Raw genomic sequence first — 17,601 nt, 5'->3', positions numbered from 1 at the left:
ACATGAACACTCGCTCCCTCCTCATCCGCGGAGCTGCCGGCCTGGCCGGCGGCGTCCTCCTCCTCGGAGTCGCGGGCACGGCCATGGCCGACACCCAGTACGGCAACGACGACGTGAACGTCAACGTCGACATCGCGCCGCTCACCGGTACCGGTGCGCTCTCGATGTCGGTCGCCGGCACCTCCACCACCCTGACCGAGAACGGCTCGACCGGCGTCATCCGCCAGTTCACCGGCACCCTCCCCACGGTGACGGTCACCGACACCCGCGACCCCGCCGACATCCCCGCCGACGCCGGCTGGTACGTGCTCGGCACGGCGAGCGACTTCACGAGCGCTGACGGCAAGACCATCGGCGCCGAGAACCTCGGCTGGGCCCCGAAGCTCATCGACGGAGGCGAGCAGGGTCTCGTCGCCGAGGGCGATGTCGTCGACACCGCCATCGACGGCGGCCCGAACGGCGTCGGCCTCGTGGGCCAGGAGCTCCTCGCGATCACGAACGACTCGGCCGGCATCGCCACCGAGGGCTCGTGGACCGCGAACGCCGACCTGTTCCTGCGCACCGAGCCCACCGTGGACGCCGGAGCGTACAGCTCGACGCTTACCCTCTCGCTCTTCGAGTGACCCGTGGAGGCTCCCCGCGGAGCCTCCCGACTACCATGACCGCGACGCGGCCGGGCGACTTCCGCCCGGCCGCGTCGTGCGTCCCCCGTGCGACTATGAGGTTCTGATGACTGACCCGCGCTCTTCGACGACGCCGCGACCCGCTCGCGCCACCCCCTCCTCCCCTCGCGGAGCACGAGGAGTGAGAGCGGCGCTCGCGCTGCTCGTCGGAATCCTCGCCCTCGGCGTGGCGCCCGTCTCCTCCGCCGCACCCAGCGCCACGCCGGCGCCCTCGGCTTCGTCCGCACCGTCGGCGGCCGACAAGATCACATGGTCGGTGACTCCCGCCTCGAACGGCGCGCCCGACAAGCGGGCCTGGATCGAGCTCGATCTCGACCCCGGCACGAAGGCCGAGCAACAGGCCGCGGTGCGCAATCTCAGCGCCACGAGCGTCACCTTCTCGATCGTCGCGGCCGACGGCTACTTCACCGACAAGGGCCGCTTCAACATGCTGTCCTCCGACCAGAAGTCGGTCGACGCCGGAACATGGATCTCGGCACCCGGCTCGATCACCGTCGAGCCCGGCGGAACGGGCATCGTTCCCTTCACTGTGACCGTGCCCCAGAACGCGACGCCGGGCGACCACGCCGCCGGCATCGCCGCCTCCGTCCGCTCGGCGAACCAGACGCCCGGCGGCTCCTCGGTCGGGGTCGAGAGCCGCATCGGCTTCCGCGTGATGACCCGCGTCAAGGGCGACCTCACGCCCGCGCTCTCGATCGAGAACGTCGCGAGCGACTACCGGCTGTCGTGGAACCCCTTCGAGCCCGGCTCTCTCTCGCTCGTCGCCGACGTCGTCAACACGGGCAACGTGCGACTCCTGCTCGGCGGAAGCGCGAACGCGCAGGGCGCCTCCGTCCCGCTGACGCCCGCCGACGGGGTGCAACAGGAGCTCCTGCCGGGCGACCGCCGCTCGGTGTCGGTACAGCTCGACTCCATCTGGCCGCTCTTCGGAGTCGGCGCCGACCTCACCGTCGCCCCCACTGTCGCGGCGCCCGAGGGTCAGGAAGCGACGATGGCGCCGATCACCCAGTCGCTCACCGTCGCGGCCGTGCCCCTCCCGCAGCTGCTCGTGCTGCTCGGGATCGCGCTGATCCTCCTCGCACTGTTCGCCGGACGCCGCCGCTCGCGTCGCCACGTCGCCGCTCTCGTGCAGCAGGCGAAGGAGGAGGGCCTCCGCGAGGGCGCCCGGAGTTCGGGCTCGGAGGGCGCGGACGCCCACGACGCGGACCTCGGGGACACGACCCCCGAGAGCCCGCGGGCTGAGGGTGTGAAGCCCGAAGGCTCCTGAGCCCCGATCGGGTGGGGTGGTCCTGCCGCCGGCGGCGCGCTGAGTCCGCCAGGCTTACGGCATGACCACCACCTCCCTGGAGGCGCCCTCGCGGCGTCTCGGCATGATCGCGCTCATAGCGACCCTCGGCGGCCTCCTCTTCGGCTACGACACCGGCGTCATCAACGGCGCCCTCGAGCCCATGTCGGTCGAGCTCGGGCTCACCCCGCTGACGGAGGGAGTCGTCACCAGCTCGCTGCTGTTCGCGGCGGCGGTCGGAGCGATCAGCGGCGGTCGGCTGGCGGACGCGATCGGTCGGCGCCGCACGATCCAGCTGCTCGCCGTGCTGTTCCTGGTGGGCGCGATCGTGTGCGTCGTCGCGCCGGGCTTCGCCGTCATGGTCGTGGGCCGCGCGATCCTCGGCCTCGCGGTCGGCGGGGCCTCCGTGGTCGTGCCGATCTTCCTCTCCGAGATCTCCCCCTCCGAGATCCGCGGCTCGCTCGCCGGGCGCAACGAGCTGATGATCGTCATCGGCCAGCTCGCCGCCTTCGTGGCGAACGCCGTCATCGGCACGGTGTGGGGCGAACTTCCCAGCGTCTGGCGGATCATGCTCGCCGTCGCCGCGCTGCCCGCCGCGGCCCTCCTCGTGGGCATGCTACGCGTGCCGGAGTCACCGCGCTGGCTCCTCGAGAAGGGGCGCCGCGACGAGGCGCTGGCCGTGCTGTCCACCATCCGCACGCCCGAGCAGGCGCAGGAGGAGACGGCCGGCATCGACCGCGCGCGTGACGCCTCCCGCGCGCCGCGCCACCCGCTGCTGCAGGTGCTGCGGCAGCGCTGGGCGCTGCGGATCCTGCTGGTGGGCATCGGCATCGGGGTGGCGCAGCAGCTGACCGGCATTAACTCGATCATGTATTACGGCCAGTCGGTGCTGAAGGAGGCGGGGTTCGACCACGACGGCGCCCTCGTCGCCAACATCGCGCCCGGTGTGATCGCGGTGCTCGGCGGGCTGGTCGGGCTGCGGCTGATGCAGACGATGAACCGTCGTACGACCCTTTTGCTCGGCTACTCGCTGACGACGACGATGCACCTGTTGATCGGCGTGGCATCCCTCGCTCTGCCGGTCGGCGACCCCGCGCGGCCCTTTGTGATCCTGGTGCTCGTGGTCGCCTTCGTGGGCAGCATGCAGACGTTCCTCAACATTGCGACGTGGGTGATGCTCTCCGAGATCTTCCCGCAGCGCATCCGCGGCATCGGGGTGGGCATTGCGATCTTCTGCCACTGGATCACGAACGCGCTGCTGGGGCTGTTCTTCCCTACCCTCGTGGCGGGCGTGGGGATCACCGGCACGTTCTTCCTCTTCGGTGCCGTCGGGCTGCTCGCGTTGGCGTTCCTCTGGCGGATGGTGCCGGAGACGCGCGGCCAGGCTCTCGAGGACGTCGAGGCGCGCGTCATCGCACCCCGCTGACCCCGCCCCCTCCCTCCCCCCTCCCGCCCCCCTCCGCGAGATGCCACTTATGACGCGATCCCTCGGCGTGTCGCGCTCATAAGTGGCATCTCGCGGAGGGGAGAGGGGGGCGGGGAGGGGCGCTACTGGTAGGTGACGAGGTCGGGGAGGGGGCGGACCTGGGCCAGGGTCTCGGCAGGAGTCAGCATGGGCGTGTCCTCGTCGTAGAAGTTCTTCCACCCCCACGCGATACCCGCGGGGGCATCCTCGTGCAGCGCGTTCCATGTCGCCTGCTTGTCGGGCTGCGAGCCCTGGCCATCGACGTGGATGAGGAACTCAAGCTCGGGCCGATCGCGACGGATGCTCGATCGGTCCTGCAGCATCGAGAGGCGGAACTGGTGCAGGACGAACATCTTCGGCGGCAGCCCCTCGCTCCGCACGAGATCGGCCAGCCACTCCGACACGCTGTCCACCTCGGCGGCCGACACCCGACCGATCTGCTCAAGCGGCTTCTCGTCGGCCGTCAGCCGCCACTCCGGGTCGAGAGCCAGGCCGACGTTCGGCAACCGCAACAGTTCGGCGTAGAGCTTCGCCTGCGTGAGGAAGTCGGTGCGACCCGACTGCAGGTCGAGAACGACGTACATCCCCGCCTTCTCGGCCGCGTCGATGTACGGGCGCAGTGTCGAGACGTCCCGCTCGTTGGAGTAGTCGCCATCGGCACCGGGATCGCCGGCCGCGACCGTCGCGATGATCTCGAGGCTCGGCACGACCTGCTTGCCGGTGAGTGCGCGGTACGGCTCGGCCACCGCCTCCGCCCGGGCGATCGTCGGCTGCAGGCCCTGCTCGCCGAGGACACCGAGCACGGGAGCGCCCGGAGTGCCGTAGATCGCGACGAAGAGGTGGCCGCCGAAGAGGCGCTGGCCGCCGCCCGGCAGCTGCCAGCCGCTCCCGGCGGCACGCACCGCCCACGCGGGCTCGGGCTGCGCGGCGAGCGCGGGGCCCAGCAGCACCGTGCAGGAGGCTTTCGCGTCGGCGATCGCGGCCACCGCGGCTCCCGAGGCGAGCAGGTCGTCGCCGTCGACCACCGTCACCGGGATGCCGGCGGCGCGGGCAGTCGCGAGGGCGGCGACGTCGGCATCCTGCGCGCGGGCCAGGCCCAGGAGCGTGCCGAGCGGGTCGCCCCGCGGCGGCACCTCCCCGAACGGGGCGGAGGACGGCGTGGCCGGGGCGAACGAGGCGAGGTCGGCGAGCGGGAGGTCGGCGACGCTCACGCCCGTCGCAGCGGAGAGCGCCGCGGCGTCGGGGGCCGACACGACGACGTCGACGCCCTGGGGAGCGGTGACGTCTCCGATCGCGACGACACGGGAGACACCGAGCCTGCGGAACTCGCCGGCGAGGGCATCGGGCGCGCCGGCAGTGGCGGGCGCGCCGGAGGGCGACGGCGAGGTATCGGCTGCGCCGACGAACAGTGGCACGCCCCACGCGATGCTCACCTGGGCGGCGCGCAATCGCGACTCCGCGACGTCCTCGACCAGCACGACAAGCGGAGCGGAGACGAACAGCGCCGCGCTCGCGGCCAGCGCGTCGGGAGCCAGGGCGACCGGCCCGCTCGGAGCCGCGGTGCGAGTGCGCGGCGACTCCTGGCCGCCGTCGACCGTCGATCCGCCGTCGAAGGTGCATGCGCTGAGCAGCGGCAGGACCGCGAGCCCGCCCAGGACGACACTCCGACGAGAGAGCGCAGTCCGCGGCGGGACGGGACGAGGTGCTGAGGGCATGGCAGGCCTCTCCTCTCGGAGCCCGAAGGGGCTCTCTGTGCGTGGGTGATCCTTCGACTATCCCAGGCCGCGAGCGCTGCGGGGCCGACTCGCTCGGGACCTACCGCCTCCGGCCGCCGTCTCGCAGGACACAGGACCCGTCACCCAGAAGGGAGCAGCGCCTCCGCGGCACCGCTCCCCTCCTCGCCCACAGGGCGCCCGGCTCACACCGTGCGCGGAGCCTTCGCGAGGTTTGCCTCGAGCTCGTCGCGGTTCTGGCGCACGACGTAGGCCGGACGGTCGCGCTCGACGCGCCACGACTCGCTCAACGGAGCGATCGCGACGGTGTCGAAGCCCAGCCGGTCGTAGAGGTCGGTCACGAAGTGGATCGCCTCCGGGTAGTCGCTCGACGTCGCCAGCGCGCGCCGGCCGGGGGTACCTGCCGGCGAACCGGTCGTCGTGATGTCGGCGGCCATGATGTGGTTGAAGGCCTTGACGACCTTCGACTCCGGGAGGTGCTGCTGCAGCATCTCACTCGTGGTGGTCTCACCCTTGTCGAGAGCCTCGATGCGGCCGTCGCGCTCGAAGTAGTAGTTGTTGGTGTCGAGCACGATCTTCCCGCGGAGCGGCTCGACCGGAACCCGGTCGAGCGCCGCGAGCGGAACAGTCACGACCGCGACCTCGGCCGCCTCCGCCGCCTCGTCGGCCGTCGCCGCGCGAGCCTTCGGGCCGAGCTCCGCGATGAGATCCCCGAGGGTCTCTGGCCCCCGCGAGTTCGCGATGACCACCTCGTCTCCGAGGGCGATGACCGCTCGCGCGATCTGGCTGCCGATGTGTCCTGCTCCGATGATTCCGTAGATCGTCATGCACCAGGAGAACGCTCGAGGCGGGGAGGCATTCCTCCGCGACCCGTTCTCCCACGCCGCATCCAGGTCCCGCATCGCGGCGGGTAGCCTCGATCGTCGGCGCGCCCCGGCAACGATCCCAGCGAAGGAGACCGCGATGCCGCAGTACGACCTCCCCCTCGACCTCCTCGAGCGCTACGCCCCCGAGCTCCCCGAACCAGAAGGGTTCGCAACGTTCTGGCGAGACACGATCGCCGAGGCGCGCGCCGCCGCCACCGAGCCGCGATTCGCGCGAGTCGACGCCGGATTCCGCCTCCTCGACACCTTCGACGTCACCTTCTCGGGCTTCGGAGGCCACCCGATCCGCGGCTGGCTGATCCTGCCCCGCGACACACAGACCCCCCTCCCGGCGCTCGTGACCTTCATCGGCTACGGAGGCGGCCGCGGCCAGCTGAACGAGTGGACCACCATGGCCGCCGCCGGCTACGCGCACCTGATCATGGACACCCGCGGCCAAGGCACCGAGCGGCGCAGCGGCGCGACCGCCGACCCCGTCGGCAGCGGGCCACACGCCAACGGCTTCATGACGCTGGGCATCGAGTCACCCGCCGACCACTACTACCGCCGCGTCTTCACGGACGCGGTGCGCGCCCTCGACGTGCTGCGCGCCCACCCGGCAGTCGACGCGAGCCGCGTCGCCGTCTCGGGCGCGAGCCAGGGCGGAGGCATCGCGCTCGCGGTCGCGGGCATCCTCGGGGTACTCGGCGACGCGGCGGCGGCGCGCGCGGCAATCGTGGACGTGCCGTTCCTCAGCCACATGGCGCATGCCGTCCGGCTGACCGACACGATGCCCTACGGCGAGATCACCCGCTACCTGCGCACGCACCGCGGCTCGGAGGACTGGGTGTTCGACACGCTGTCCTACTTCGACGGCACCTCCTTCGCTCCCTACGCGCTGGCGTCGTCGATGTTCTCGGTGGGACTGCTCGACGACATCTGCCCGCCGTCGACGGTGTACGCCTCCTACAACCGCTATGCGGGACCGCGCGAGATGCGCGTCTACCCCTTCAACGGACACGAGGGGGGCGAGGCCTTCCAGATCGCCGAACACATGCGCTTCCTCGCTCGCGAGCTCGCCTGACCGGCCCGGAATGTGACGTTGTGCGTCGGAGACTCGGACGCCATCAGGATCGCTCGGGCACGATCATCGGCATGACCCGCCAGATCCGCTTCAACGCCTTCGACATGAACTGCGTCGCCCATCAGTCCTCGGGCATGTGGCGACACCCCCAGGACCAGTCGTGGCGCTACAAAGACCTCTCGTACTGGACCGAGCTGGCGAAGCTGCTCGAGCGGGGCACCTTCGACGGCATCTTCATCGCCGACGTCCTCGGCACCTACGACGTCTACGGAGGCTCCAACGAGGCCGCGATCCGCCACGGCGCGCAGGTCCCCGTCAACGACCCGATCCTCCTGGTGTCGGCGATGGCGGCCGCCACCGAGAACCTCGGGTTCGGCATCACCGCGGGCACCGCGTACGAGCACCCCTACCCTTTCGCGCGCCGCATGTCGACGCTCGACCACCTCACCAAGGGCCGCATCGGCTGGAACGTCGTCACGGGCTACCTTCCGAGCGCCGCCCGCAACATGGGCCACGAGGACCAGCTCGAGCACGACGACCGCTACGACGTCGCCGACGAGTACCTCGAGGTGCTCTACAAGCTGTGGGAGGGGTCGTGGGAGGACGACGCGGTCATCCGCGACCGCGACTCCGGCGTCTTCACCGACCCGGCGAAAGTGCACGAGATCGGGCATCGCGGGAAGAACTTCACCGTCCCCGGCATCCACCTCTCGGAGCCCTCGGTGCAGCGCACGCCCGTCATCTACCAGGCCGGCGCCTCGCCGCGCGGCATCCGCTTCGCGGCAGGCAATGCGGAGGCGATCTTCGTCGCCTCCTCGACGAAGGCGGGCCTGAAGGCGACGGTCTCGCGCATCCGCGACGCCCTGGAGGCGGCGGGCCGCGACCGCCACTCCGCCAAGATCTACACCCTGCTGACGATCATCACGGCGGAGACCAGCGAGGCGGCGCACGCCAAGCACCGCGACTACCTGTCGTACGCGAGCGAGGAGGGCGCGCTCGTGTTCATGTCGGGCTGGATGGGCATCGACCTCTCGCAGTACGACCTCGACGAGCCGATCGGCAACGTCAAGAGCAACGCCATCCAGTCGACGGTCGCGAACTTCCAGGAAGCGAACGAGGACGGCTCGGAGTGGAAGGTGCGCGACATCGCGAAGCTTGGCGCGATCGGGGGCCTCGGTCCGTTCATCGTCGGTTCGCCTTCGGAGGTGGCGGACCACCTGCAGGAGTGGGTCGAGGACACGGACGTGGACGGCTTCAACCTCGCCTACGCGATCACGCCGGGCACCTTCGAGGATGTCGTCGAGTTCATCGTGCCGGAGCTGCGGCGCCGCGGGGCATACCCGGAGGAGTACGTCGAGGGCAGCCTGCGCCAGAAGTTGCACGGCCGTGGCGACCGGCTGCCGGAGGAGCACCTCGGGGCCGGGTTCCGCTACCGCGCGGATGCCTGATTCGGTTCACTATTCAGGATGAACGCCGCAGGCGGACCGAGTTCATGCGGATCCGCAGCGGCTGATCGCGTTTCATCCTGAGTAGTGAACGAGACGAGCCGTGTCGGGCGGCTGGAGCCTCGGCAGAACAGCGGCGAACACGCAGAAGCACCCCCGTGAGACGGGGGTGCTTCTGCGTGAGAGGGGAGGCTCAGCTCTCGAAAGTGGCGTCGAGCGTGATGTCGACCCCCGTGAGCGCCTTGCTGACGGGGCAGGTGGCCTTCGCCTCGTCGGCAGCCTTGAGGAACGTCGCCTCGTCGATGCCGCTGACCTCGCCGCTGACGGTCAGCGCGATGCCGGTCAGCTTGAAGCCGCCCTGGGGGTCCGGGCCGAGCGAGACCTCGGCGCGCACGTCGAGCGCCTCGACGGTGCCGCCGGCCTGGCCGAGGACGGCCGAGAACTGCATTGCGTAGCAGGCGGAGTGGGCGGCCCCGAGGAGCTCCTCGGGGCTGGTGGCGCCGTTGGCGTCGTCGGCGGCGCGCTTCGGGAACGAGACGTCGTAAGTGCCGATCTTCGAGCTCGAGAGCTCGACCTGGCCCTCGCCGGTCTCGAGGGAGCCGTTCCAGGCAGTGCGGGCGGTACGAGTGGGCATGAGTCCTCCTTGGCGGGCGGGGAAAACGGTAGAACGATCGTTCTCCCTCGGGGTTCCGAGCCTAGGAGTCGGATGCCGACCGTCGCAACCGTGCCACACGAACCCTCCGTGAAATGCCAGCTCGGTGCACCCGGGCGGACGGAGCCTTCGGCGCGGCTCGGGCCAGCCTGCCCTGGCACCTCGAGCGAGACGGCGGGACAGGACGCTACAGGTCAGCAGAGGACGATGTGCTCGCCGCCGCGCTGCTCCGCGATCTCGATGCCGGCCTCTTCCGCCTCCTCCCGAGAGTCGTGATGGCTCAACGGGACCTCGGCCTGGGCGATGCGGTTGTGCCAGCCGTGCTCGTCGGCGTAGGTCTCGATAGGGAGGACGGTGGTGGCGCTCATGGTGCTCCTCGGGGGTGAGAGCCTCCAGCACACCGCGCGAGCGGCTGGCGCCCAAGAGGGTTGACGGGCGCCGGCCGCAGAGGAGCGCACGATACGGAGGCAGGGAGCGCCGAGCAGGGTAGGCGTGCGAGGCTTGATGGCCGTCTTCCCACCGCACCCTCCCTCAGGACACTGTGAACCCCACTCCACGCCCCACCTTCCCCTGGATCGGACTGCTCACGATCGCCGGCGCGATCTTCGTGTCGGTCACGAGCGAGTTCCTGCCGACCGGGCTCATCCCCGACATGTCGCGCGATCTGGGCGTGAGCATCCCGCTCACCGGCCAGCTCGTGACGATCTTCGCGGCGACCGTGGTGATCGCCACGACTCCGCTGACTCTGCTCACCCATCGCTTCTCGCGCAAGAGCCTCGTACTGGTCGCGCTCTGCACGATCGCAGTCGCCAACGTGCTCGCCGCCCTCGCGCCCACCTTCGCCCTCCTCGTCGGGGCGCGCATCCTCGGTGGACTCGCGCACGGCCTGTTCTGGGCGGTCGTCGCCGCCTACTCCGCGCACCTCGTCGCTCCCGAGCAGCTCGGCCGCGCGACGGCGATCACAGCGGGCGGAGGCTCGGCCGCGTTCGTGCTTGGCGTGCCGGTCGGCACGGCTCTCGGCCACGCATTCGGCTGGCGGCCGACCTTCGCGATCCTCGGCGGCATCGTCCTGCTGCTTGCGCTCGTCGTCGCGAAGTTCCTCCCCGCCGTGAACCATCACATCCCGGTGAAGACGGGCGAGATCCGCCTCCCCGCCCGCAAAGACCGCACTCTTCCCCGCATCCTCGGCGTCTGCCTGGTGATCCTGCTGGTGCTCATCGGTCAGAACACACTGTCGACCTACATCGCGCCGTGGCTCGAGAACGCGTCCTTCGCGCCCGACACGGTGCCGCTGGTGCTCTTCGCCTTTGGAGGAGCGGGGGCCGTCGGTCTCGTCCTCGCCGGTTTCACGACCGACCGCTTCCCGCGTGCGGGGTTCATGGTGGCGGGCGTCGCCGTCGTGCTGGCGTTGGCGGGGCTCGCCCTGGCAGCGGGTGCCGGGGCGACGGCCGCGGTGGTGGTCGCCGCGGTGGTGTGGAACGTCGCGTTCGGCGGTATCCCGGCAATGTTGCAGACTCGGATGTTGCGGGTCTCCTCGTTCCGGCTGCGGAGCCTCGCCGCGGCCTTGCAGACGACGGCGTTCAACATCGGCATCGGCGGAGGCGCAATCGTCGGCGGCGTGGCGATCGATGTGAGCGGGCTCGACGCGCTCCCGTGGGCCGCGATCGCGGTCGTGGCGGTCGGGCTCGTCGTGAGCCTGATCGTGGACGCTCGGGCGACCGCGGCGGTGCGCGCGGAGCCTCCCGCGCGACTCCGCTGACCCCCGCTGCGTTCACAACTCAGGATGGATGCCGTCGGGAGACCGGGGTTCCGCGACAGCACCGGGCCGCATACGGCATCCGTCCTGAGTTATGAACGGAATGCCGCGTCGTAAGCCCCAGCCCGCAGGGTCGTCTCACGATGGCCATGCGCGATCTCTGCCATGCTGGCAGCTCTTATCGGGATCATAGGAACGACCCAGCCCCCTGGAGGCGTCGGCCGCCTAGTCTCGAGGGAACCTGTTAGCCGCCTCCACCGGAAGCGGTCCGCTACGACGCCAAGGACGACGCCGATGAACCGCACCACCGTGATCACCGCACTTGCTTGCGGTCTTCTCTTCACCGCCGCGGCAGCGACTCCCGCCCTCGCGGCAACCTCGGACTCCGTGGACGGGTCGAGCCGCTCGACCGGCGGCGTGGGCTCCCCGGACGCGAACGACGCCGACACCCTGCTGATCAACGGGCACGCCCTCCTCCTCGAGTAGCCGTGCGGGGCGCTGCCCTGGCCTCGCGTTCCCGCGCTGCTCCGCGCTTGCTGGGGCTCCTGAACGCAGGGGGCTGCTGAACACAGGAGGCATCCGCACGCTCTCGCATCAGGGCGCCGCTCCCGCGAGCACCACCGTCAGCGGTAGACGCTCCACTCCTTCTTGACCACGCGGCGCTCCTCGCCGTCGACTGCGACGATCCACTCGCCGTCCTTCTTGGCGATGACCTTGCCGCGCAGATACTCCGGCTCCCAGCCGTCGGCCGTGTTCACCCACTTCACGAATCGGGCGAACCGCCCCGGTGTCGCGTCGTCCCTCGGCATCTCGACCGCCCTTCCCCGTCATCGCCCGTCCGAGCGCTCCTGCTGCACACGCCGGACGGACGTCTCTCGGACTGTAAGGCGCATCCACCCCGGAGCAGGAGACCGTTGACTGATCGGCATCCGTCTGGCAGAGCGTCATGCGCCGACACTGCGGCGGTGCTCACAGGCGTCACCCGCTCGGAGGCTCCGCATCCCGCGAGGGCCGCGGCGACGGCGAGCGCCGTCAGAGTGAGCGCGAGGAGGCGACGGGAGTGCGCGGACAGAGATCTCCCGAGGTCGTCGTAAGAGTGGCGGGAACGCGGCGAAGCGCCTCCCACTCGCAGTCCAAGTAAGCATAGCCTTACCCATCTTCTACGACCGCGTGCGCCACCGGGAGCGCCGATCCCCGCCGTCGCGTCCCCCAACGCGGGGGTGATCCTGTCCGGTTCGCGCCGGATGTCCTGACAGGGACGGCCCCGTCCAATACCGTCGTCGGAGGCGGTCGGAAACCCTCTGTGACGGCCGGGCATCGAGCGAGAGGACGACGCGATGAACGAGAGCCGACGTCGCCCAGAGGAGAGCTGGGCGCCGCTGTACTCCGGCCCCGTCGAGGCGCTGCCCGCCGAGGCACTCGCCGCCGCGGAGCGCATCTTGCGCCTCCTCCCCCAACTCGAACGGCTCACTCTGATGACGACCGACGGACCGGTGAGCCTCGAACGGCGCCCCTCCGGAGCCGCGTGGCGCGCGGCCGACGAGGCTGCCCTCGAGCTCCTGGCGTGCACCCCGGCGATCACCGGCATCGTCGCGAACGCCTTCGACGCGCGCGACGGAGTACGCCGCGCTTGCCCTGAGGACCCGTTCCTCACCCGCGATGGCGGCCGCACCGCGGCGATCCGTGCCTCCGTCCGGCTCGGCGAGATCACGACGGAGGAGGCGGAGCGGCAGCAGCGCGAGCTGCTCGCCGGACGCGACACCGAGGATCCGCTCGAGGAGCTGTGGGACGCCTCTCCCGTGGGCTCGGACCGCGCGGTCTGAGCGGCCCCTCGGCGAGGCTCGCCGCACCTTGCAGCCGCACTTTCATGCAAGACTGTGCATACGTGCAGATGTTGTAAGGAGGGCGCGACGATGGGATCCGATCACAGCCACGGCGCCCCCCGCTCGGCCGCGGGACGGCATCGACGCCCGCTCCTCGCCGCCTTCGCACTCACAGCCGCGTTCACGGTCGTGGAGTTCGTCGTGGGCGCGAGCACGGGCTCTCTCGCCCTGCTCTCGGACGCCGCACACATGGGCACCGATGTGCTCGCGCTCGGGATGTCGCTCGCCGCGATCTCCCTCGCCGCGCGTCCGTCCGCCCCGGGTCGCACCTACGGCTCCTACCGCCTCGAAGTGCTCGCGGCGCTCGCGAACGGTCTGCTGCTGTTCGGTGTCGCCGGGTTCGTGATCGTGGAGGCGGTACGCCGCTTCGCCGAGCCGCCCGCAGTCCCGGGCACCCCCCTCCTGGTCACCGCGATCGTCGGCCTGCTCGTGAACCTGGTGAGCCTGCGCCTGCTCGCGGTCGGCGCGAAAGAGAGCATCACCCTCCGCGGAGCCTCGCTCGAGGTCCTCGGCGACGCGCTCGGCTCGGTCGGCGTGATCGCGGCGGCGATCGTGCTGCTGACCACCGGGTGGGCGTGGATCGATCCGATCGTCGGCGTGCTGATCGGCCTGCTGATCCTCCCGCGCACGTGGACGCTGACGCGGCAGGCCCTCGCGATCCTGATGGAGTCGGCGCCCGCCCACGTCGACCTCGCCGCGATCGAGCGCGACCTGTGCGCGGTTCCCGGCGTCCTGGCACTGCACGATCTGCACGTGTGGACCATCACCTCCGGGATGGAGAGCGCGAGCGGCCACATCGTGGTCGCTCCGGACGTCGACTACCGGACCGCGCTCGGGGAGGTGCTCGCGATCCTCCGCGAGCGCCACCACATCGAGCACGCCACGATCCAGTGCGAGCCCGAGTCCTTCCCCGAGACGACGCACCGCGACTGAGGGGCGGCCTCGGTCGCTGAGCGGGTTCCGATTGTTGACGTGAACATGTACAGTCGGCCGTCAGGGCGTGTTCACGTGAACAGCTCTGCATTTCGATGGCGAAAGAGAGACTGCATCAATGTCGATGTCTATCAGGAGGCTCGCTGCGCTCGCCACGAGCGCCGCCCTGGCCACGGGAGCTCTGCTCGCGATCCCCGCGGCCGCTGCTCCGGCCACCGCCGCGGACGCGTTCCGCATCACCCCGAACCCCGCCGCAGCCGGTGACGCCTTCGAGGGCTGGGGAACCAGCCTCGTCTGGTTCGCCAACGCGACCGGCAACTACCCCGAAGCGCTGCGCGAGGACCTCTACCAGAAGGTCTTCGGCCAGGACGGCCTCGACCTCAACATCGCGCGCTACAACATCGGCGGAGGCAACGCCTCCGATGTGAAGGACTATCTGCGCCCGGGCGGCGCGGTCGAGGGCTACTGGAAGCCCAACCCCTCGGGCAGCGCCTCCACTTACGGCGGCACGTCGACGAACCTCGCCGACCGCGACACGCTGCTGTCGAAGTGGAACGCCGACGACCCGGCCTCGTACGACTGGAGCGCCGACGAGACGCAGCGCTGGTGGGTGCAGAAGCTCGCCGCCGAGAAGCAGATCACGCACTGGGAGGCGTTCGCCAACTCCGCGCCCTACTTCATGACCGAGAGCGGCTACGTCTCGGGAGGCTTCGACTCGTCGGCAGAGCAGCTCAAGCCCGCCGCCGAGGCGCAGTTCGCGAAGTACCTCGTCAACGTCACCTCGCATCTCGAGGACCAGTACGGCATCTCGTTCGACTCCCTCGACCCGTTCAACGAGCCCAACACGCCCTACTGGGGCACCCAGCTCACCAACGGCGTCCCGACCGGCGGACGCCAGGAGGGCATGCACGTCGGCCCGAGCCGCCAGGCGAGCCTCATCCCCGACGTCGCCGCCGCTCTCGCAGCCTCGAGCACCAACGCCGGCATCGCCGCGATGGACGAGACCAACCCGAGCATCTTCAAGCAGAACTGGGCCGCCTACCCCGCCGACGTCCGCGCGCAGGTCGACCGCCTCAACGTGCACACGTACGGCACTGCCGACCGCCTCGCGGTCCGCGACCTCGCCCAGCAGGCCGACAAGGACCTGTGGATGAGCGAGATCGAGGGCAACTGGGTGCAGGGCTTCGACCCGACCAACATCGAGAACGGCCTCGGCATCGCCGGCCGCATCTCGGACGACCTCCGCGAGCTCGATCCGAAGGCGTGGGTGCTCTGGCAGCCCGTCGAGGACCTCTACAACATGAGCCCGAAGGGCGAGAACCTCAACTGGGGCTCCGTCTACATCGACCTCGATTGCAAGCCCTACCAGGAGAACGGCGCCGAGGTCTGGAAGTCGGCCCGTCGCGTCGCCGACGCGGGTGGCGACTCCACCAAGGCCCCGGTCTGCGGCGTGCAGACGAACTCGAAGTTCAACACGATCCGCAACTTCACCAAGTTCATTCACGAGGGCGACCACCTGATGCCCTCCAACGACACCGCCAGCACCGCGGCCGTCCGCGGCGACGGCACCGGCGCGACGGTCGTGCACACCAACAACGCGACGACCGCGCAGACGATCACGCTCGACCTGTCACGCTTCGGCACCCTCGCCTCCGGCGCGCAGGTCACCCCCTACGTGACCACCCAGGCATCCTCGGCCGACGCCCCCACCGGCAACGCGCTCGTGAAGCAGGCCGCGGTGAGCATCGACCGCCAGTCGCGCACCGCAACGGTCACGGTCCCCGCCAAGTCGGTCACGTCCTTCTCGATCGACGGCGTCTCGGGAGTCGCCGACTCCGCCCCCGCGCTGCGTGACGGCCACCGCTACCAGTTCGTCGGCACCCAGAGCGGCAAGGCCCTGACCGGCAACCCTTCAGGCGCCGCGACGACGATCACCACCCTCGCCACCGACTCCGCCACTGCCGCGAAGCAGAGCTGGACCGTGCACGAGGTGCCGGTCGGCCAGCGTGAGGGCACCCGCCGGGTGGTCCTCGAGAACGGCGACGGCCGCATCCTCGGCGCGACGACCGCCGGGACCGAGCTGCGTTCCGTGTCGGTCGCCTCCGCCCTGACCATGCCCGCTACCCGCTGGTTCGTGAACACGACCGATGGCGTGAACTACACGCTGGTCAACGAGTCGATCGCGCAGTCGCTCGACGTCAACTCGGCCTCGAGTGCCGAGAACACGACGGTCGGCGTGTATGGCTCCAACGGAGGCACGAACCAGTCGTGGACGCTCCGCGACCTGGCTCCGAACGCCGGGCAGACGGTCGCCGTCCGCACCGCCGTCGGTGTCGCTCCGACCCTGCCCGCCACCGTCACCCCGCAGTACGCGTGGGGCACGGGAGCGGCAATCGCCGTGACCTGGCAGCGCCCGGCGGACTCGGTCTACGGCACCGCCGGCCGCGTCGAGGTGAAGGGGACCGCGACCGACCTGTTCGGCCAGAGCGTCCCGGTCACGGCGCTCGTCGACGTCGGCGGACTGACCGCAACCGACCCGGTGTCGCTGACGGTTGCCACCGGCGCGAGCGTCGCGGGAGTCAAGGCCGCGGCCCCGACGACCGTCCCCGCCCGGGTCGGTGCCTCGACCAGCACCTTCGCGGTGCCGGTCACCTGGGACTGGACACCGCTCACCACCGCCTCGCTCTCGGCGCCCGGCTCGGTGACGATCTCGGGCACGGCGACCGCCGACTCCGGCACGCTGCCCGCCACGCTCACCGTACTCGTCACCGCGGGCACCCTGCGCAACTTCAACCCCGATGCGGGCATCGTGGCCTCGGCCACCTTCTCGGAGCCGGGCTACAGCCCGGACGGCACGCGCAACGGCATCGACGGCGACAAGGCCTGGTCGAACTGGACCAGCGGGGCCAAGGCTGCGCAGAGCACTCTGAGCTACGCCTTCCCCTCGACCCATCAGGTCGAGAAGGTGTCGGTGCAGTTCCTGCGCGACGGAGGCACCAGCTGGGCGCAGAGCTACCAGTTGCAGTACCAGAGCACGGATGGCACCTGGACCTCGGTCCCGGGCTACGAGACGGCGAAGCCTCTCGCCTCCCCGGCGGACGGCTCGGCGCCTACGCTCGTCGCCTCGTTCGCGCCGGTCACGGCGAAGGCGTTCCGCGTCGTGATGAACGCCTACGCGAACACGCACCTCATCGTGTCGGAGGTGAAGCTGTTCGAGTCGGTCGCCTCGCCCGCCGCGGTCAGCACCCTCGGCGCCCTGAGGGTGAACGGCGTCGGAGTGAGCGGCTTCTCGCCGACGCGCACCGACTATGCGGTCACCGTCGAAAGCGACAGCATGCCGGTGATCACCGCGATCGCCACCGACTCGGCGGCCTCCGTGCGCGTCACGCAACCCGGCACCGACGGAGTGGGGACCATCGCCGTCACCTCGGCCGACGGCTCGAAGACCACCACGACGAAGGTCACGGTGACGCTCACGAAGCCCGCCGCCCTCGCCGTGACGGTCACCGCCTCGACCCGCTGCATCGCCGGCAAGGTCACCCTCACGGTGACCGCGCTCAACAAGGCGAGCGTGCCGGTGGGGATGACGATCGCCTCGAGCTACGGCTCGAAGCAGTTCACCGGCATCGCCCCGGGATCGAACGCGACCGCCGCGTTCACCACCCGCGCCGCCTCCGTGGCGGCCGGCACGGTGAGCGTGACGGCGACGGGCACCGTTGACGGCAAGACCGTCAGCTCGGTGATCCCCGCGTCGTACGCGGCCCGCAGCTGCTGATCCGCTGTACCCCGTGACCGCCTCCGCCCTCCTCGGGCGGGGGC

At 70.5% G+C, this 17,601-nt stretch carries 15 protein-coding genes; 10 read left to right on the top strand and 5 right to left on the bottom strand.

Annotated features, from left to right (window positions below):
* Window positions 1–2: 2 nt before the first annotated feature.
* From ITJ45_RS01415 to ITJ45_RS01405, 3 genes are all read left to right on the top strand, one after another.
* On the top strand, window positions 3–623 hold the full coding sequence (locus tag ITJ45_RS01415; RefSeq protein ID WP_194607068.1) for a hypothetical protein: 621 nt from the start codon (window positions 3–5) through the stop codon (window positions 621–623).
* Between the two features lie 181 nt (window positions 624–804).
* Window positions 805–1,950: a WxL protein peptidoglycan domain-containing protein gene (locus ITJ45_RS01410; protein ID WP_194607067.1), complete on the top strand. Its 1,146-nt coding sequence runs from the start codon at window positions 805–807 to the stop codon at window positions 1,948–1,950.
* A 61-nt stretch (window positions 1,951–2,011) separates the two neighbouring features.
* Window positions 2,012–3,394, top strand: coding sequence for a sugar porter family MFS transporter (locus tag ITJ45_RS01405; RefSeq protein ID WP_194607066.1), 1,383 nt, complete (start codon window positions 2,012–2,014; stop codon window positions 3,392–3,394).
* A gap of 122 nt (window positions 3,395–3,516) precedes the next feature.
* Here the strand turns inward: ITJ45_RS01405 and ITJ45_RS01400 are convergent, their stop codons facing one another.
* Entirely contained in the window at window positions 3,517–5,148 is a 1,632-nt protein-coding gene (locus ITJ45_RS01400; RefSeq protein ID WP_194607065.1) for a hypothetical protein, read from the bottom strand.
* 203 nt (window positions 5,149–5,351) lie between these two features.
* Window positions 5,352–5,993 (bottom strand): NADPH-dependent F420 reductase, encoded by a 642-nt coding sequence (locus tag ITJ45_RS01395; protein ID WP_194607064.1) that lies wholly within the window; start codon window positions 5,991–5,993, stop codon window positions 5,352–5,354.
* Between the two features lie 136 nt (window positions 5,994–6,129).
* Between ITJ45_RS01395 and ITJ45_RS01390 the strand changes: the two genes are divergently transcribed.
* Window positions 6,130–7,113 carry an acetylxylan esterase gene (locus tag ITJ45_RS01390; protein WP_194607063.1) on the top strand — a complete coding sequence of 328 codons (984 nt, stop codon included), beginning with the start codon at window positions 6,130–6,132 and terminating at the stop codon, window positions 7,111–7,113.
* Between the two features lie 71 nt (window positions 7,114–7,184).
* Window positions 7,185–8,561, top strand: a complete 1,377-nt coding sequence (locus tag ITJ45_RS01385; RefSeq protein ID WP_194607062.1) for an LLM class flavin-dependent oxidoreductase — start codon at window positions 7,185–7,187, stop codon at window positions 8,559–8,561.
* Window positions 8,562–8,751: 190 nt separating this feature from the next.
* Here ITJ45_RS01385 and ITJ45_RS01380 read toward each other — a convergent pair whose 3' ends face one another.
* Together ITJ45_RS01380 and ITJ45_RS01375 are read right to left on the bottom strand one after the other, a co-directional pair.
* A complete protein-coding gene (locus tag ITJ45_RS01380) occupies window positions 8,752–9,192 on the bottom strand; it encodes an OsmC family peroxiredoxin (protein WP_194607061.1) in 441 nt (146 codons plus the stop codon).
* Window positions 9,193–9,404: 212 nt separating this feature from the next.
* Window positions 9,405–9,578, bottom strand: coding sequence for a DUF2188 domain-containing protein (locus tag ITJ45_RS01375; RefSeq protein WP_194607060.1), 174 nt, complete (start codon window positions 9,576–9,578; stop codon window positions 9,405–9,407).
* A gap of 173 nt (window positions 9,579–9,751) precedes the next feature.
* On the opposite strand from ITJ45_RS01375, the gene ITJ45_RS01370 reads away from it, so the two are divergent.
* Entirely contained in the window at window positions 9,752–10,969 is a 1,218-nt protein-coding gene (locus ITJ45_RS01370) for an MFS transporter (RefSeq protein ID WP_194607059.1), read from the top strand.
* Window positions 10,970–11,260: 291 nt separating this feature from the next.
* The gene (locus tag ITJ45_RS01365) at window positions 11,261–11,452 is read left to right on the top strand and encodes a hypothetical protein (protein WP_194607058.1); all 192 of its coding nucleotides are present in this window, start codon (window positions 11,261–11,263) and stop codon (window positions 11,450–11,452) included.
* 137 nt (window positions 11,453–11,589) lie between these two features.
* Here the strand turns inward: ITJ45_RS01365 and ITJ45_RS01360 are convergent, their stop codons facing one another.
* Window positions 11,590–11,775: a hypothetical protein gene (locus tag ITJ45_RS01360; protein WP_194607057.1), complete on the bottom strand. Its 186-nt coding sequence runs from the start codon at window positions 11,773–11,775 to the stop codon at window positions 11,590–11,592.
* Window positions 11,776–12,303: 528 nt separating this feature from the next.
* Here ITJ45_RS01360 and ITJ45_RS01355 point away from each other — a divergent pair.
* The 3 genes from ITJ45_RS01355 to ITJ45_RS01345 all read left to right on the top strand — a co-directional run bounded on the left by ITJ45_RS01355 (window position 12,304) and on the right by ITJ45_RS01345 (window position 17,557).
* Entirely contained in the window at window positions 12,304–12,789 is a 486-nt protein-coding gene (locus ITJ45_RS01355; RefSeq protein WP_194607056.1) for a hypothetical protein, read from the top strand.
* A gap of 90 nt (window positions 12,790–12,879) precedes the next feature.
* Window positions 12,880–13,782, top strand: a complete 903-nt coding sequence (locus ITJ45_RS01350; protein WP_194607055.1) for a cation diffusion facilitator family transporter — start codon at window positions 12,880–12,882, stop codon at window positions 13,780–13,782.
* A gap of 118 nt (window positions 13,783–13,900) precedes the next feature.
* The gene (locus ITJ45_RS01345; RefSeq protein ID WP_228493398.1) at window positions 13,901–17,557 is read left to right on the top strand and encodes an Ig-like domain-containing protein; all 3,657 of its coding nucleotides are present in this window, start codon (window positions 13,901–13,903) and stop codon (window positions 17,555–17,557) included.
* The last annotated feature ends 44 nt before the right edge of the window (window positions 17,558–17,601 follow it).

Source organism: Rathayibacter sp. VKM Ac-2879, assembly GCF_015351245.1.
Taxonomy (GTDB): Bacteria; Actinomycetota; Actinomycetes; order Actinomycetales; family Microbacteriaceae; genus Rathayibacter.
Note: the sequence above shows the minus strand (reverse complement) of the source record. Positions and strands in the feature narration are given on the sequence as shown.

Excerpts from the sequence above, each read along its gene's own strand:
- ITJ45_RS01355 (WP_194607056.1), top strand. The coding sequence starts at position 12,304 with ATGAACGAGAGCCGACGTCGCCCAGAGGAGAGCTGGGCGCCGCTGTAC.
- ITJ45_RS01350 (WP_194607055.1), top strand. The coding sequence starts at position 12,880 with ATGGGATCCGATCACAGCCACGGCGCCCCCCGCTCGGCCGCGGGACGG.
- ITJ45_RS01375 (WP_194607060.1), bottom strand. The coding sequence starts at position 9,578 with ATGAGCGCCACCACCGTCCTCCCTATCGAGACCTACGCCGACGAGCAC.
- ITJ45_RS01405 (WP_194607066.1), top strand. The coding sequence starts at position 2,012 with ATGACCACCACCTCCCTGGAGGCGCCCTCGCGGCGTCTCGGCATGATC.
- ITJ45_RS01390 (WP_194607063.1), top strand. The coding sequence starts at position 6,130 with ATGCCGCAGTACGACCTCCCCCTCGACCTCCTCGAGCGCTACGCCCCC.
- ITJ45_RS01380 (WP_194607061.1), bottom strand. The coding sequence starts at position 9,192 with ATGCCCACTCGTACCGCCCGCACTGCCTGGAACGGCTCCCTCGAGACC.
- ITJ45_RS01415 (WP_194607068.1), top strand. The coding sequence starts at position 3 with ATGAACACTCGCTCCCTCCTCATCCGCGGAGCTGCCGGCCTGGCCGGC.
- ITJ45_RS01360 (WP_194607057.1), bottom strand. The coding sequence starts at position 11,775 with ATGCCGAGGGACGACGCGACACCGGGGCGGTTCGCCCGATTCGTGAAG.
- ITJ45_RS01385 (WP_194607062.1), top strand. The coding sequence starts at position 7,185 with ATGACCCGCCAGATCCGCTTCAACGCCTTCGACATGAACTGCGTCGCC.
- ITJ45_RS01400 (WP_194607065.1), bottom strand. The coding sequence starts at position 5,148 with ATGCCCTCAGCACCTCGTCCCGTCCCGCCGCGGACTGCGCTCTCTCGT.
- ITJ45_RS01395 (WP_194607064.1), bottom strand. The coding sequence starts at position 5,993 with ATGACGATCTACGGAATCATCGGAGCAGGACACATCGGCAGCCAGATC.
- ITJ45_RS01365 (WP_194607058.1), top strand. The coding sequence starts at position 11,261 with ATGAACCGCACCACCGTGATCACCGCACTTGCTTGCGGTCTTCTCTTC.
- ITJ45_RS01345 (WP_228493398.1), top strand. The coding sequence starts at position 13,901 with ATGTCGATGTCTATCAGGAGGCTCGCTGCGCTCGCCACGAGCGCCGCC.